The 16,060-nt window shown below is 67.1% G+C and carries 14 protein-coding genes; 5 read left to right on the top strand and 9 right to left on the bottom strand.

What is annotated here, in order from left to right; genetic code table 11:
- Positions 1 to 8: 8 nt before the first annotated feature.
- From edd to fliL, 8 genes are all read right to left on the bottom strand, one after another.
- Entirely contained in the window at positions 9 to 1,820 is a 1,812-nt protein-coding gene (gene edd, locus ACW17V_RS06370) for a phosphogluconate dehydratase (RefSeq protein WP_492108019.1), read from the bottom strand.
- 5 nt (positions 1,821 to 1,825) lie between these two features.
- Positions 1,826 to 2,518, bottom strand: a complete 693-nt coding sequence (gene pgl, locus ACW17V_RS06365) for a 6-phosphogluconolactonase (protein WP_492108018.1) — start codon at positions 2,516 to 2,518, stop codon at positions 1,826 to 1,828.
- Positions 2,519 to 2,520: 2 nt separating this feature from the next.
- Positions 2,521 to 3,975 carry a glucose-6-phosphate dehydrogenase gene (gene zwf, locus ACW17V_RS06360; RefSeq protein ID WP_492108747.1) on the bottom strand — a complete coding sequence of 485 codons (1,455 nt, stop codon included), beginning with the start codon at positions 3,973 to 3,975 and terminating at the stop codon, positions 2,521 to 2,523.
- Between the two features lie 241 nt (positions 3,976 to 4,216).
- Positions 4,217 to 7,090, bottom strand: coding sequence for a tetratricopeptide repeat protein (locus tag ACW17V_RS06355; protein WP_492108017.1), 2,874 nt, complete (start codon positions 7,088 to 7,090; stop codon positions 4,217 to 4,219).
- A gap of 7 nt (positions 7,091 to 7,097) precedes the next feature.
- Positions 7,098 to 7,901, bottom strand: coding sequence for a MotE family protein (locus tag ACW17V_RS06350; protein ID WP_492108016.1), 804 nt, complete (start codon positions 7,899 to 7,901; stop codon positions 7,098 to 7,100).
- Entirely contained in the window at positions 7,901 to 8,461 is a 561-nt protein-coding gene (locus ACW17V_RS06345) for a DUF6468 domain-containing protein (RefSeq protein WP_492108015.1), read from the bottom strand. The genes ACW17V_RS06350 and ACW17V_RS06345 overlap by 1 nt, the downstream gene beginning before the upstream one ends.
- A complete protein-coding gene (fliM, locus tag ACW17V_RS06340; protein WP_492057723.1) occupies positions 8,458 to 9,603 on the bottom strand; it encodes a flagellar motor switch protein FliM in 1,146 nt (381 codons plus the stop codon). Before fliM ends, ACW17V_RS06345 begins: the two co-directional genes overlap by 4 nt.
- A gap of 30 nt (positions 9,604 to 9,633) precedes the next feature.
- On the bottom strand, positions 9,634 to 10,257 hold the full coding sequence (fliL, locus tag ACW17V_RS06335; protein WP_492108014.1) for a flagellar basal body-associated protein FliL: 624 nt from the start codon (positions 10,255 to 10,257) through the stop codon (positions 9,634 to 9,636).
- Positions 10,258 to 10,482: 225 nt separating this feature from the next.
- Between fliL and flgF the strand changes: the two genes are divergently transcribed.
- The 5 genes from flgF to ACW17V_RS06310 all read left to right on the top strand — a co-directional run bounded on the left by flgF (position 10,483) and on the right by ACW17V_RS06310 (position 14,140).
- Positions 10,483 to 11,220, top strand: coding sequence for a flagellar basal-body rod protein FlgF (gene flgF, locus ACW17V_RS06330; RefSeq protein ID WP_492108013.1), 738 nt, complete (start codon positions 10,483 to 10,485; stop codon positions 11,218 to 11,220).
- Positions 11,221 to 11,233: 13 nt separating this feature from the next.
- The gene (gene flgG, locus ACW17V_RS06325; RefSeq protein ID WP_492108012.1) at positions 11,234 to 12,022 is read left to right on the top strand and encodes a flagellar basal-body rod protein FlgG; all 789 of its coding nucleotides are present in this window, start codon (positions 11,234 to 11,236) and stop codon (positions 12,020 to 12,022) included.
- A gap of 4 nt (positions 12,023 to 12,026) precedes the next feature.
- Positions 12,027 to 12,776 carry a flagellar basal body P-ring formation chaperone FlgA gene (gene flgA / locus ACW17V_RS06320; RefSeq protein WP_492108011.1) on the top strand — a complete coding sequence of 250 codons (750 nt, stop codon included), beginning with the start codon at positions 12,027 to 12,029 and terminating at the stop codon, positions 12,774 to 12,776.
- Positions 12,777 to 12,787: 11 nt separating this feature from the next.
- Positions 12,788 to 13,519, top strand: coding sequence for a flagellar basal body L-ring protein FlgH (gene flgH, locus ACW17V_RS06315; protein ID WP_492108010.1), 732 nt, complete (start codon positions 12,788 to 12,790; stop codon positions 13,517 to 13,519).
- Between the two features lie 147 nt (positions 13,520 to 13,666).
- A complete protein-coding gene (locus tag ACW17V_RS06310) occupies positions 13,667 to 14,140 on the top strand; it encodes a hypothetical protein (RefSeq protein WP_492108009.1) in 474 nt (157 codons plus the stop codon).
- Here the strand turns inward: ACW17V_RS06310 and dxs are convergent, their stop codons facing one another.
- Positions 14,141 to 16,060 (bottom strand): 1-deoxy-D-xylulose-5-phosphate synthase, encoded by a 1,920-nt coding sequence (dxs, locus tag ACW17V_RS06305; protein ID WP_492108008.1) that lies wholly within the window; start codon positions 16,058 to 16,060, stop codon positions 14,141 to 14,143.

The following is a 16,060-nucleotide window of genomic DNA, read 5'->3' as shown; positions in this document are numbered from 1 at the left end:
CCGCTTCCTCAAGCAAACAGCACGGAAGCGCCGTGGTCGGCGGGACCGACTCCCGCGCGCATCCAGCCAAACAATTCCCGCCCAAAGCCCGGCTTGGACGCCGGGACATTCGCCGGCGTACGAGCGCGAAGAACCGCGTCGTCCACCAGCACTTTCAGATCGCCATTGGCGGCGTCGACCGTGATCAGATCGCCGTCCTGGACATAGGCCAGAAGGCCGCCCTTAGCCGCCTCCGGCGTCACATGGATCGCCGCCGGGGTCTTGCCCGACGCGCCCGACATCCGGCCGTCGGTGACCAGGGCCACCTTGAAGCCGCGATCCAGCAGCACCGAGATCGACGGCGACAGATTATGCAGTTCGGGCATGCCGTTGGCGGCAGGCCCCTGGAAGCGCATCACCACCACGACGTCGCGGTCGAGCTCGCCGCGCTTGAAGGCGGCGATGAAGTCTTCCTGTTCCTGGAATACCGCCGCTGGAGCCGTGATCGTGTGATGTTCGGGCTTCACGGCCGAGATCTTCATCACGCCGCGCCCGATATTGCCGCCCAGCATGCGCAGGCCGCCCTCGGGACTGAAGGCGTCGGAAACCGGGCGAACGATGGCGGTGTCGAGCGACTCTTCGGCGCCATCGCGCCAGGTCAGTTCGCCGTCGACCAGGACGGGCTCCTGCGTGTAGCGCGACAGGCCGGGGCCGGCGATGGTCAGGACGTCTTCGTGAGCCAGACCAGCCTTCAGCAGTTCGCGGATTACGAAGGCCATGCCACCGGCGGCCTGGAAGTGGTTCACGTCAGCCGAGCCATTCGGATAGACGCGCGCCAGCAGCGGCGTGGCCTTGGAGATCTCGTCCAGGTCTTCCAGCGTCAGGATCACGCCAGCGGCGTGAGCCATGGCGACGAGGTGAAGGGCCAGGTTGGTCGAGCCGCCCGTGGCCATCAGACCGACCACGCCGTTGACGACCGACTTCTCATCGATCATCCGGCCGACCGGGATGAACTCATTGCCCTTGTTCGTGACGGCGGCGGCGCGACGGGCGGCTTCCTTGACCAGGGCCTCGCGGAGCGGCGTGTTGGGATGCACGAAGGCCGAGCCGGGCAGATGGAAGCCCATCAGCTCCATCAGCATCTGGTTGGTGTTGGCCGTACCGTAGAAGGTGCAGGTGCCGGGGCCGTGATAGCTGGCGCTCTCGGCTTCTAGCAGTTCAGCACGGCCGACCTTGCCCTCGGCGTAAAGGGCGCGGATGCGGGCCTTCTCCGAATTGGGCAGGCCCGAGGTCATCGGACCGGCCGGCACGAACAGGGCCGGCAGGTGGCTGAAGGTCAGGGCGCCGATCACCAGACCAGGCACGATCTTGTCGCAGACCCCCAGATAGAGCGCGCTGTCGAAAGCGTCATGGGTCAGGGCGATGCCCGTCGCCATGGCGATCACGTCGCGCGAGAACAGCGACAGCTCCATGCCCGGACGGCCCTGGGTGACGCCGTCGCACATGGCCGGCACGCCGCCGGCGAATTGAGCGGTGGCCCCGACCTCGCGCGCTGCGGCCTTGATCAGCGCCGGATACTCTTCCAGCGGCTGGTGGGCCGACAGCATGTCGTTATAGGCCGAGACAATGCCGATATTGGGCGCGTTTGGATCCAGAGCCCGCACCTTGTCGACGCCCGGCGAGGCGGCGAAAGCGTGGGCCCAGTTGGCGCAGGACAGCTTGGCGCGTCCCGGCTGGTTGGCGATCGCCGCTTCCATGTTGGCCAGGTAGGCGGCGCGGCTGTCCTTGCTGCGCTCGACGATCCGGGCCGTGACCTTGGCGATAACGGGATTGAGGCTCATGACAACTACTCGGCCCATAGGATGCGGACCTCGGCGCGGTCCTGCTTGAGGATGGACGCGACAGGCAGGGCCGGATCGATGGGGCCTTCCAACAACGCGCGTTTGGCCTCACCGGTCACCAGCAACACGATCAGATCGGTGCGGGTCAGGGCCGCGAAGGTCAGGCTGAGACGGGGAATGTCCGGCGCGGGCGAGCCGGCCGGCGCAGCCACGACCAGACGTTCCGATGCGGGATCCAGCCCCTGCGCCAACACGGGCGAGCCCGGAAAAAGCGAGGCGAAGTGGCCATCGGCCCCGACGCCTAGCAGCACCGCCCCGAACGGCATGGCGGCAGCGACGCCGGCCTCCGCCTTCACGGCGGATTCTTCCTGGCTGACGCCCTCGAAATAGAGTGGCGCGAACTGGGCCTTGGCCGCTTCGCCGACCAGCAGGTGGCGGCGGACCAGGCCTTCGTTGCTGCCTGCGTGAGACGGCGGCACGAAGCGGTCGTCGCTGAGCGTCACCATGACCTTGTCCCAGGGCGCAGTCATCGTCGCGAGACGATCGTAAACTGGAGCCGGCGTGGTGCCGCCTGTCGCCGCGAAACCAGCTAGGCCACGCTTGGCCACGCCTGCGGTCAGGGCCGAGACCAGCACCGAAGCGGCGGCGTCGTAGAGGTCTTCGCGCGAGTTGAAGGCTTCGATCTGGGGCTGACTCATGATCAGGCCTTCCAGGCTCGGCCGCCGGGTGAAATCAGGCCCATTGAAGATTGCGGCCCCCAGGTGCCCGCCGCATAGGGCGCGGGCTCGATATTGGCCGCAGCCCAGGCGGCCGAGACGCCGTCGATGAATTTCCAGGCCTGTTCGACCTCGTCGCGACGCACGAACAGGGTGCCGTCACCGCGGAACACGTCGAGGAACAGCTTTTCGTAAGCGATCCGTCGGCGGCCGCCACTTTGGCTGAACGACAGCGACAGCGGCAGCGATTGCAGCCGCATGCCCTCTTCCGACAGGCCCGGGCGCTTGTTCATCAGGGTCAGGACGATGTTCTCGTCAGGCTGAAGATCGATGACCAGCCGGTTGGAACACAGGTCCCCGTCGGTCGCCTGACCGAAGATGTTGTGCGGCAACGGCTTGAACTGCACGACGATCTGGGTGCGGCGATCAGGCAGGTTCTTGCCGGTGCGCAGGAAGAACGGCACGCCGTCCCAGCGCCAGTTGTCGATCGCCACCTTCATGGCCACGAAGGTCTCGGTCTTGGTGGCCTTGCCGACTTCCTGGAGGTAGCCCTCCCGCGCGCCGCCCTCGACGACGCCGGCCACGTACTGGCCGCGGACCGTGTCATGGGCCACGGTGTCCTTGTTGAAAGGCCGCAGGCTGCGCAGAACCTTGACCTTCTCGTCGCGTACGGCGTCCGGGTCGAAGCCGGAGGGGGCCTCCATGGCGACCAGGCACAGAAGCTGCAGCATATGGTTCTGCACCATGTCCCGCAGCGCGCCGTATTCGTCATAGTAAGGCCAGCGGTCGCCGACCTTTTCGGTCTCGGCGATGGTGATCTGAACGTGGTCGATCGTGTTGCGATCCCACAGGGGCTCGAACAGCACGTTGGCGAAGCGCAGCGCCGTCAGGTTCTGGACCGTTTCCTTGCCCAGATAGTGATCGATGCGGAAAATCTGCTCTTCACCGACCACGGCGCCCACGGCGGCGTTGGTCTTGCGCGAGCTTTCCAGATCGCGGCCGATCGGCTTTTCCAGGACCAGACGGGACTTGGGTCCCGTCAGACCAGCGGTTTGAAGCGCATTGCAGACCGGGCCGTAGAGGCTGGGAGACAGGGCGAAATAGACGACCAGCGAGCCATGTTCGCCGACGCGCTCGGCCAATTTGGCCGCGCCCTCATCCTTGGTGATGTCGACGGAAAGGTAGTCGAGGCGGGCGGCGAGACGGTTCCACGCGGCCTCTTCGACGGTGGCGCGCTTTCCCAATTGCTCACGGACCAGGGTCTTGTAGCTCTCGCCATCCCCCTCGCCGCGCGCGACGCCGACGATTCTCAGGTCGTGCGGCAGGAGGCGATCGACCTCCAGGAAATAGAGCGAGGGCAGCAGCATGCGCAGCGCCAGATCTCCGGCGCCGCCAAGCAGCACCAGGACATCGCGGCCATTTTCGCCGTCGTTGGTCATATTCACCAGATCTTCCACCCTATGACAACGTTGTCATGACACGACTGCTCACGCTTGGCAAGCTGCTGTCGACCAACGTTCCGCCCGGGAAGTCGGGCGCCGCTCTAACTAGGACAAACGCGCGAGGCTCGCCATAAGACCAATCGCGTTTTGTGGAGGTTTATCGCGCGCATGGCAGCCGTCGCGCACGCGGCTTGCGTGGTTACAGCGATTTCGCACAGGTGGCGAAAGACCGTGCCCGCTAGCCTCTGGCGGGCGATCCGGCCGGGCGGGCCGCGCGGAAGCGGTCCTTCATCTTGGCCACCCATCCGCCGAAGGCCTCGTTGTCGGCGGTCACACGACTGAAGTCAGCGCTCGACAGCGATTCGACGTTCATTCCCGACAGGGCGATCCGCAGCCCCTCGGGATTGCGTGCGCCCTCGACAAAGCCGGAATAACGCTGACGCAACCGACCCAGGGATGCATCGTCGTCGGCCAGGCTATAGGCCACGCCGGCTCGCAAAAGTCGGGCCTCCTCGCCCACGGCCAGAGCCCCCTGCCCCTTCCAGCGATCGCCCAGCGACTTTTCGTACAGGGTGGCGGCAGCCGGCCAGGTGCGCTGCTTCCAGGCGATCTCGGCGCGGATGTCCTGGGAGTCTCGGCTGTTGTCGCTCTCGACCAGTTCCAGCGCCGCGTCGTAGCGGCCCAGACCCATATAGGCCCGCGCCGTCGCCAAGCGGCGCTCGGCGTTGAGGGCCGGCGGCAGGATCGTGGTGCGGCTTTCGTTGATGGCCTGCAGCGCGCTCTCGGGCTGCTTGTTCATCAGGTAGATCCAGGCCAAGTCCGTCGCCACCTGGGCCTTGGGCACGCCATCGAGACGGTTGTCGACCTGGTATTTCAGCAGCTTGCCGGCTTCGTCCAGCAGGTCGACATCCACAAGGCGACGCACGAGGTTGCGCACCATCTGGTCGCCGTCAGCGCCGAGCGGGGTCAGGTCCTGGAAGTCGTAGAACAGGCCAACAGCCTGGATCGGCTGCATGCCGTCGGCCAGACCGTCGAGGAACAGGGCCCGGAACGCGCCATTCAGATCGTTGCGCAGCGCGATCGCCTCGGGGTGATCGGGCTGGTTGTTGCCGGCCGAGTGCAGAACCTCCAGCGCCTCGCGATAGCGACCCTGATCGATGAACAGCTTGCCCAGACCGCGAATGGTCTCCAGCTCCACCCCATCGCCGCGCCAGCGGAAGCGGAGCTGGTTGAGCTCGTTGGCCGCCGCGGCCGCGTCGATCTGACCCTTGGCCAGCCGCAGCTGGGTGGCGTGCAGCATGGCGGGCGCGGCGATGCGGTCGATGGGCGCCTTGGCGATGGCCTGGAACATGCGCAGGGCGCGGGCCTTCTCGCCCTTGGCCTCGAAGATGCGCGCCTGGGTCAGACGGATATCGAGCTGGTCCTCGACAGGAACCTTGGGCTGGCTCAGGGCGTCCGCGACCAGGCGCGCCGCTCCGACAAGATCGCCGGCTCCAAGCGCGGCCTCGGCCTGGGCGTGCAGGAACCGCGCGCGCCAGAGCGGGGGAAAGAGATCGAGCGCCCGGCCACCGGTTGAGAATTTCTGGCGCGCGTCGACCCACTCACCCTGCTGGGCGGCGATATAGCCACGCCATTGCGCGCTGGATGCGTCGTCGGTCAGGACCGGAGAGGCAAAGTCGGTTTCGGCTTCGGCCAGGCGATTGGCCATGACCCGCGCCACGCCGCGCAGGCCACGGAACTCGGCGTCGCCCATCAGGGTCTGGTGCTTGCGGGCGGCGGCGTTGAGAACGCCGATGGCCTCGTAGGACATGCCCGACCCGACCAGGAAGCGCGCCAGAGCCATGCGGGCGCCGATGTCGCCGCTCTTGTCTTCGCCTTCTCCGGCGGCCGCGATGGCGCCCTGAAGGGCGTTGTAGCGCGCCAGGAACCCGCCCGACCCGGTCTTGGGCCAGTTTTCAAGATCGATCAGGGCCGGCATGGCCATCGGCTGAGGGGCGCCGGCGGCGGCCTCTTCCGGAGCCTTGGCGGCCGACAGCGGCGAGAGCACCAGCCCCTTGGGACGGCCGATGCGCAGCAGATCGCCATCGATCGAGACCATCAGGTCGCTGGCGTAGGTCTCCGCAGCCAGGCCCTGGGCTGAGGGCAACAGCGCCATTTCGACATATTCGCGGCGCGACGGCAGGCCCTTCGAGGGCGCGAGCGCCGGAGCGACAAGGAGCCGGTCGCCAACGGCGGGATCATTGACCCAGACCGCCTTGGTGACGCCCGCCAGGGCGGCGGTCAGGGTGGCGGGCGTGACGGTCTCGTCACGCGCCACACGAATGGAATCGGGCGTGGCCTGCGAGCCGGCGCCCAGGCTGATCGACCATTGGCCGCCCTGGCCCTCTGCATAGTAGGGCGTGCCCTGTGGCGTGACGATGCGCAGAGCCGTGTAGTCGGCGCCCTTGAAGGCCTGGATCTTGGAATAGTGCGCGCTGGCGGCGGGAATCTTCGAGATGTCGAGGCGCGCAGGGGTGTCGAACACCACCCACACCGCTTCGCCGCGACGGAATACGGCGGCGCCGGAGGGGGCGGCCCAATTGAACACCAGCCGCGCCTGGCCATCAGCCTTTTCGTATCCCGCCTTGACCACGCCGCCCGGCGGCATGGGATTGGGGCGGCCGACCGGCGCCACATGCGCCGGAGCGTGGGCGGCGGCGGCGGCCATGGCGCCCGCGCGGGGGAAGATATTCACGAAGTCGGCGCCGTCCGCGTTGCCCACGCGGGCCTCGGCGTCGTCGGCCAGGGTGATGACGATTTCCAGCGCCCCGCCCGTGTGGCGGACCTCGGCGGACTTCACCCAGCGCGGCGGGTTCAGCCGCAGGGTCGACATGTCGGGGTTGGCGTCGCGATTGAAGCGCAGGGTCAGGACCTGACCGTCGCGCTTTGACGTCATACGGGCGCCGCCGGCCCAGTGGAATTCCAGACGGCTGAACTCAGCCGCCTGAGCGACGCGCACATCAAGGGAGCCGCGCGACGCGGCGACAGGACCGGCGGCGTTGACCGACGGCGCCGCCACGCTGGCGATACAGACCGCCGCGACGCTGGACCGCAGGATCGCGCGAAGGCTCATCGAGCGCCTAACCGGCCTTCTTGGGCGCGGCGGCGCCGGCCAGCGGCGCGGCGGCCGCCTGCTTGCCCGGGGCGTTCGCGTCGGCCGCGGGCGCGCCGTTCTCGGCGATCGCGGCCTTGCCCTTGTTGATGGCGTCGTTGGCGAAGCGGTTGGCCAGACGCTCGGTCAGGTTCTTGGCGTCGACCGGAGCCATGTTGGCCAGGATCAGGCTCAGCGTGCGCTCCTTCATCTTGGCGGCGATCGGCAGACGAACCGAATCTTCCAGGATCGTCATCCGCGCGGCGGCGTCCTTGGGCTTCATGCTCGAGAACACGGTGACCATGCGGTCGACCTCGGCCGACTTCTGGCTGTCAGCCTGGCCGAGAAGACCCTGGATATCGCCCTTGAGGCCGTTCAGCGCCTTGACCTTGGCGTCCAGCTTGGCCTCGGCGGCGGCCAGCAATTGGAGCTGCACGTCAATGTCCTGCTCGCGCTGGTCCAACTGGCCGCGACGGGCGCCCAGGCTTTGCAGGATGCGCAGTTCAGCGGGCGACAGGCCGGCCTCTCGGGCCAGATCGGTCACCGAAGGCGCGCAGACGCGGGGTGGAACCGACGAGGCCGCTGAGGCGGCAGCGTCATGACCAGCCGACTCGGCCGACTTGGCCTCTTCGCCGTGTTCGGCCTTGGCGTCCGGCTTGACCACCCCCTCGGCGAAGGCCTTGGCCCCGCCGAGCATGTCAGGCAGCGACTTGGCGCCAGCCAGGGCGTTAACAGCCAGAACGCCGCCAACGGCGACGCCGACGAGCGGGAGAATGCGAGGAATGTTCTTCATCACCGGGCTCTGAAACTGGGTCCGGGACGCGGCGGATCGACCGGGCCCTCGAAGAGGTCATCATCAACCCGCGCTCGTGAACGCGGGGTTTCCTTGGCTACACTCGGTCGCGAGACAGGGGTCGAGCGCGCCGAAGGCTCGATCGGCCGACTGGCCTGGGCTTCCCGATCCAGCAGGCGCTCGAAATCCTCAGCCTTGAGGCGGCGGTCCGCCTTCGACTCGGTCGCCTCCATCCGCGCTGCCACAGGCGCCGAAGCAGTGGTAGGTGGCGGCGTGACCATCGGGCGATTGAGGCGCTCGTCGAGCTTGGCGGCCAGGGCGGTGGCGCGCTCGATGCGATCGGCCAGGGCTTCGGAAGCCTCGTCGGTGGCGGCGCGCAGATCGGCCAGCCCCTGTTCGGCCCGAGCGGCGGCTTGATCCAGGTCGGCCACGGCCTTGGCGAAGCCGACATGGCTATCGCGCAGGGCCTTGAGGCGGCGCTCAAGGCGCCATCCAAAGCCCAGCGCCACGATCAGCAGCACCGCGAGTAGAGCATTCATGGCGACGGCGACGAGGCTCATTTCAGCTTTTGAACCGCTTTCTTGGCCGCAGGCGACAGCGGCGCCTCGGCGCGGATGGCGATGGAGTGATTGCGACGTCCCATGCGACCGCGCGTCAGCGGGATGGCCCCGGCGCGCAGCTCGACCAGACTGTCAGGCGTGGCGTTCAGCATCATGGTGTCGCCGACCTGAAGGTTCAGCACCTTTGACAGCGGCAACTGCTGCTCGTCGAGAACGGCGCGGACCTCCATCTGGGTGGTCCAGAGTTCGGTGGCCAAGTGGCCTTCCCAGATGTTGTCGCGACCGAACTTCTCACCCATGAACTGCTGCAGCAGCATCTTGCGGATGGGTTCCAGCGTGGCGTAGGGCAGCAGCAGTTCGATGCGCCCGCCGCGGTCTTCCATGTCGATGCGCAGCTTGACCAGGATCGCCGCGTTGGCGGGCCGGGCGATGGCGGCGAAGCGCGGGTTGGTCTCCAGGCGATCCAGCGAAAACGAGACCGGATGCAGCGGCTCGAACGCGGCCTTCAGGTCGTGCAAGACCACCTCGATCATCCGCTGCACCAGCACCCGCTCGATGGTGGTGTAGGGGCGACCTTCGATGCGCATGGCCGCCGTGCCGCGACGGCCGCCCAGCAGCACGTCGACGATGGAATAGATCAGGTTGGAGTCGACGGTCAGCAGGCCGTAATTGTCGAGCTCCTCGGCCCGGAACACCGCCAGGATGGCGGGCAGCGGGATCGAGTTCAGATAGTCCCCGAAACGGATCGAACTGATGTTGTCGAGGCTGACCTCGACGTTGTCGCTCGTGAAATTGCGCAGGCTTGTGGTCATCAACCGCACGAGACGGTCGAAGACGATTTCGAGCATCGGCAGACGCTCGTAGCTGACCAGAGCCGAGTTGATGATCGCCCGGATACCGGTGCGGTCGTCGTTGCCGTCGCCCGAGAGGTCGAAGCCCAGCAGGCTGTCGATTTCATCCTGGTTCAGGATCCGCTCGGATCCCGCCATGTCGCCGCCGCCGCCGTCGTCCCAGCCGCCACCGCCCATGCCGCCGCTGAAATCGCCGAATTCGCTCGCGGCCCCGCCGCCCTCGGCCCCGCCCGGAGGGTTTTGCGAAGCCCATTGGGCCATCGCGGCCTGATCGTCGAGTTCGTCCGCCATGTTGGTTCGCCCAACCAGCTCCCGAAGGGGCTAGTTGATCAGCATCTCCTCGATCAGGACCGCGTTCACCTTTGACGGCGCGGCGACGAGATTGACCCGACGCAGCAGCTCGACGCGGAGTTGGTAGGTGCCCTGGCTACCGTTCAGGTCTTCCGGACGCAGCTCGCGCAGGAAGGTCTGGAACATGTCCTGCAGCCTGGGCAGATTCGGCGTCAGAACCTCGGCCGTTTCCTCATCGGGCAGCTCGAAGGTCAGTTTCAGCTTCAGGAAGGTCGACTTGCCGTCGGCGGTCTGCATGTTCACGACGATGTCGGGCAGGGTGTAGAAAACGATCCCGTCCGGCCCCTCCTTGATCACCGGCGTTCCGGCGGCGCCCTCTGCGCCTGCAGCGGCGCCGTGCTCGCCTTCCTTCTTCTTCTCGTCCTTCTTTTTTTCCTTTTTCTTCCCGTGCTCTTCCGCACCCTTTTCGCCATGGGCTTCAGGCTTGGGCTTCATCAGGAAGAAAGCCGCAGCGCCACCTCCGCCCAGCACCAGCACGCCAGCAGCGGCCGCGATCAGAACGATCGGCGGCTTCTTCTTGGCTGGAGCTTCGCCATCGACAGCACCCTCTTCGCCTTCGGGGGCGGGAGCTTCCTTTGGGGGTTTCTTGGCCACGCGCGCGGTTCCTTGGAATCTACCCCCGTACTCATGCGCGACCATGGTTAACGATGTGTTTTGGAGGCCAATTCGCCGCAGGCAGAATCCACCCGGCAGACTCCGCCCAACACCCCCGCGTTAACCTTCCTATTGTTTGTTTTTGCTGGCCTTTTGACGTTGGCACGAAGGTTGCTGACAGGACTGCGGCGCATTTGTCGCGCCAGCCGCCCGAGTTACCTCGTCATGGACAACGCGCTGTATATCGGCCTTTCGCGCCAGATGACGCTCCGCCGCGAGCTGGACATCGTCGCGAACAACATCGCCAACGCCAACACGACGGGCTTCAAGACCGAGGACCTGATGGTCCGCACGGAAGCCGCCAAGCCGGCCCGGACGCTGGGCGGGACCAACCCCGTCAAGTTCGTGCTCGACGACGGCGTGGCGCGTGACTTCACCCAGGGCGCCATGACCAAGACCGGCGGCGACTTTGACGTGGCCATCGAGGGCCAGGGCTTCTTCAAGGTCCAGACGGCTGCCGGCGAGCGCTACACCCGCGATGGTCGCTTCACCACCAACCCCGAAGGCAAGCTGGTCACCCAGACCGGTAACCCCGTGCTGGACGAGGGCGGCGCCGAAATCCTTATCGATCCCAAGCAAGGCCCCGTCACCATCGGCAAGGACGGCATCGTCAGCCAGGGCCAGCTGAGTGTCGGCAAGATCGCCGTGGTTCGCGCCGATGACCTGTCCTCGCTCAGCAAGGACGGCGACAACCTCTATCGCAACACCTCCAACGCCACGCTCCAGCAAGCGCCCGACGCCGTCGTGCACCAGGGCATGCTGGAATCCTCCAACGTCCAGTCCGTCGTCCAGATCACCAAGCTGATCGAGGTGCAGCGCGCCTACGAGAGCATGGCCAAGATGATGGACAACACCGCCGAACTGACGCGCTCCGCCGTCGAGCGCCTCGGCAAAGTCAACTAAGGGAAACTAGATCATGCAAGCTCTGCGCACCGCCGCAACCGGCATGTCGGCCCAACAGCTGAACGTCGAAGTCATCTCGAACAACATCGCCAACATGAACACCGTTGGCTTCAAGCGTCAGCGGGCCGAGTTCCAGGACCTGCTGTACCAGACCATCGAACGGGCCGGCGCCCAGTCGTCCAGCGACGGCAACGTGGTGCCCACCGGCGTCCAGATCGGCGGCGGCGTCAAGGCCGGCTCGGTCTATCGCATCACCCAGCAGGGCACGCCGACCCTGACCAACAACGAGCTGGACGTGGCCATCCAGGGCAAGGGCTACCTGCAGGTCCTGCTGCCGTCGGGCGAGACGGCCTATACCCGCGCCGGCAACTTCTCGACCAACGATCAGGGGCAAATCGTCACCGACGACGGATACGCCGTCCAGCCTGGCCTCACGGTCCCGCAGAACGCCACGGCCATCACCATCGGCAAGACCGGCCTGGTGCAGGTGACCCTGCAGGGCCAGACCGCGCCCCAGACCATTGGCCAGCTCGAGCTGGCCAACTTCATGAACGAAGGCGGCCTGGAAGCCATCGGCGACAACCTGTTGATGGAAACCGGCGGCTCGGGTCCCGCCAACATCGCCGCCCCCGGCCAGCCCGGCTTCGGCACCCTGCTGCAGAACTACACGGAATCCTCGAACGTCGACGCGGTCAGTGAAATCACCGCCCTGATCGTCGCCCAGCGCGCCTACGAGATGAACTCCAAGGTCATCACCACGGCCGACCAGATGCTCCAGGCCACCTCGCAGTTGAGGTCCTAGGCTCATGAAGCGCCTCCTGATCACCGTCTGCGCCCTGGCCATAGCCGGCCCCGCGCTCGCCGGACAGACCGTTTCGCTGAAGATGGACACCACCGACGCCGACGGCCGCGTCACCCTGGGCGACCTGTTCGACGGAGCCGGATCGGCCTCGGACATCCTGGTCGCCACCCGGATCGGCGCCACCTCCGTTCTGGACGCCGGCCAGGTGCAGTCGGCCGCGCGTCGCGCCGGACTGGATTGGACCAATTCGCAGGGCCTGCGCCGGATCATCGTCCGTCAGGGCGCAGATGGTGGCGGCGCAAGCGCCGGCGCGGTCCGCGTCCGGGGCAATGTGGAAGTTCTTGCCTATGCCCGCAGCCTCTCGGCCGGCGAGATCGTGCAGCCCCAGGACCTGATCTGGGTAAAGATGGCCGCCTCGCCCAGCGACGCGCCCCAGGACGCCGACGCCCTGATCGGCATGAGCGCCAAGCGCCCCCTGCGTGAAGGCGCCGCAGCCTCGCTGCGCGATGTGTCCGCCGCCCAGGTCATCAAGAACGGCGACATCATCACCGTGACCTACGAAAACGGCGGTGTTTCCCTTGCCCTGCAAGGAAAAGCCATGTCAGCCGCGGCCGCCGGCGACCTGGTCTCTGTCCAGAACACGCTGTCCAAGAAAATCATCCAGGCGGTCGCGACCGGTCCTGGCTCCGCGATGGTCGGTCCGCAGGCGCAGTCCTTGCAAAACCGATCGTCAGTCCGTTACGCCGCTCGCTAGAGGTCATTCGCATGCGCCCCGCCCTGATCGTCGCCCTCGCCCTGCTCGCCCCGCTCGCCGCCTGCTCGACCGTCACCGAAGCCGTGAGGGGCCCGGAACTGGCGCCCGTCGGCTATCCCGCCCAGTTGGCGCCGATGACCCAGCAATTCGTCTCCTCGCGAGACCAGGCGCCACAGGCGGCCTCTGCCAACTCGCTGTGGCGGGTCGGCGCCCGCGCCTTCTTCAACGACCAGCGCGCCAGCAAGATCGGCGACATCCTGACCGTCCAGATCGACATCGACGACAGCGCCAGCACCAAGAACAACTCCGCCAGCAACCGCGCCTCCACCACCCAGGCCGGCGTCAGCAACTTCCTGGGTCTGGAATCCAGCCTGGGCAAGATCCTGCCGGGCGGCTTCGATCCGGCCAACGCCATCGGCACCAATTCCACCTTCACCAACGCTGGCGGCGGCAGCGTCAGCCGGTCCGAAAAGATCAGCCTGACGATCGCCGCCGTGGTCAGCCAGGTCATGCCCAACGGCAACATGGTCATCCAGGGCACGCAGGAAGTGCGCACCAACGCCGAACTGCGCCAGCTGACGGTCGCCGGCATCGTCCGCCCGGAAGACATCTCCTCGGCCAACACCATTAAGCACACCCAGATCGCCGAAGCCCGCATCAGCTATGGCGGCCGCGGCGACATCAGCCGGGTGCAGAAAACCCCGGCCGGCCAGGCGCTGGTCGAGCGCTTCTCGCCCTTCTGACCCGGCGACGGGCGGTTCGCGCAAGAACCGCTCCAGTCCTCCGATACCTTCAGGCGCGGCCCCGACAGGGAGTCCGCGCCTGAAGCATTTGTGGGGCCCGCGAAACCGCCGCGCTCCCGCCGCGTTCCATCAGGCAGGAGAACCGCCATGGGACGTCCGCTCGCCGCACTTGCCGCTCTGGGATTGCTGGCCGCTGGCCTGGCGGGCTGCGCCCACGAGAAGGTCGCCGACAGCGGCTATCGCTGGGCGTTCCTCAGCGATGTCAGCGAAGCCCCGCGCCTGGCCTATGGCCGGCCGTCCAGCGATGACGTCATTCTGATGCTCAGCTGTTCGCCCGGCGCCGACAGCGTCCAGATTTCGGCCGTGGGCCTTAGTGGTGGCGAGATCGTCCTGGCGTCCGACCGCATCGAAAGCCGCTTCACCGCCGCGAAGGCCGACAGCGCCCTGATCGAGACGGGCCTTCTGGAAGCGCGGGGCCGGATGAGCGCCCCCGCCCTGGCCGGCTTTCAGCACACCGGCGACCTGACCATCCTGACGAACGGCGAGCGCCACAATCTCCACGCCAGGCGTGAAGACGAGGGCCAGGTGAAGGCGTTCTTCAGGTCGTGCGCAGCGGCCTGATCAGGCCCGGCGGCCCGCCGCCGAGATGTTGTCGATACCCAGGGCCGACAGCGCGCCGCGCATGATGCCCTCGGCGTCGAGACCGGCCTGGGCGTACATCACCTCGGGCTTGTCCTGATCCTGGAAGACATCCGGCAACACCAGAGTGCGGATCTTCAGGCCGCGATCCAGCGCGCCGTGCTCGGCCAGGGCCTGCAGCACGAAGGCCCCGAAGCCGCCCATGGCGCCCTCTTCGACCGTGATGATGGCTTCGTGCTCGCGGGCGAGCCGCAACATCAGATCGATGTCCAGCGGCTTGGCGAAGCGGGCGTCGCAGACCGTGGCCGACAGGCCGCGCGCGGCCAGCAGGTCGGCGGCCTTGAGGCTTTCGGTCAGGCGCGTGCCGAACGAGACAATGGCGACGCTGGTTCCTTCGCGGACGATGCGGCCCTTGCCGATCTCCAGCGGGTCGGCGCGACCGATCGGCATGTCCAGGCCCAGGCCCTCGCCGCGCGGATAGCGGAACGCGCTGGGGCGGTCGTCGATCTCGACGGCGGTGGCGACCATGCGAGCCAGTTCCAGCTCGTCGGCGGCGGCCATCAGCACCATGCCGGGCAAAGCGCCCATGAAGCCGACGTCGAAGGTGCCGGCGTGGGTGGGACCGTCCGCGCCGACCAGGCCGGCGCGGTCCATGGCGAAGCGCACGGGCAGGCGCTGGATGGCCACGTCGTGGACCACCTGGTCATAGCCGCGCTGCAGGAAGGTCGAATAGATCGCCGCGAAGGGCTTCATACCGTCGGCGGCGAGGCCGGCGGCGAAGGTCACCGCGTGCTGCTCGGCGATGCCGACGTCGAAGGTGCGTTCCGGGAACGCCTTCTGGAAGATGTCGAGGCCCGTGCCCGACGGCATGGCGGCGGTGATGGCGACGATCTTTGAGTCGTGCTCGGCCTGCCGGACCAGTTCCTGAGCAAACACCTTGGTGTAGCTGGGCGGACCGGCGGCGGCCTTGTGCTGCTGGCCGGTGACCACGTCGAACTTGACCACGGCGTGCAGCTTGTCGTCGGCGCCCTCGGCCGGGGCGTAGCCCTTGCCCTTCTGGGTGACGACGTGGACCAGCACGGGCTTGTCCTGGAACTCGCGGGCGTTCTTCAGCACGCTGACCAGGGCGTCCATGTCGTGGCCGTCGATCGGGCCGACATAGTGGAAGCCCAGCTCCTCGAAGAAGGTGCCGCCGGTGACCATGCCGCGGGCATATTCCTCGGCCTTGCGGGCCGCTTCGCGCATCGGGGTCGGCAGTTTCTCGACCACGGTCTTGCCGAGCTTGCGAACCTTCCGGTACGCGCCGCCCGAGACGAGATTGGCCAGATAGGCGCTCATGCCGCCCACCGGCGGGGCGATCGACATGTCGTTGTCGTTGAGGATGACGGTCAGCTGCTTGGTGGTGTCGGTCGCCGCGTTCATCGCCTCATAGGCCATGCCGGCGCTCATCGAACCGTCGCCGATCACGGCCACGACCTTGTTGGTCTCGCCCTTCTGGTCCCGCGCGGCGCAGAAGCCCAGCGCCGCCGAGATCGAGGTGGCCGCGTGGGCCGCGCCGAACGGGTCGTATTCGCTCTCGGCCCGCTTGGTGAAGCCCGACAGACCGCCGCCCTGACGCAGGGTCTTGATGCGATCGCGACGCCCCGTGAGGATCTTGTGCGGATAGGCTTGGTGCCCGACGTCCCAGATCAGGATGTCCTTGGGCGTTTCGAACACGTGGTGGAGGGCGACGGTCAGTTCGACCACCCCCAGGCCCGCGCCCAGATGCCCGCCGGTCACCGACACCGCGTCGATGGTCTCGGCGCGCACCTCGCTGGCCAGCTGTTTGAGTTCGGCCACGGAAAAACCGCGCGTATCGGCGGGCGAGGCGATCGTATCGAGAAGAGGAGTCACGGTGGTCAT

This window comes from Caulobacter sp. FV2ye17ST, assembly GCF_058680955.1.
Note: the sequence above shows the minus strand (reverse complement) of the source record. Positions and strands in the feature narration are given on the sequence as shown.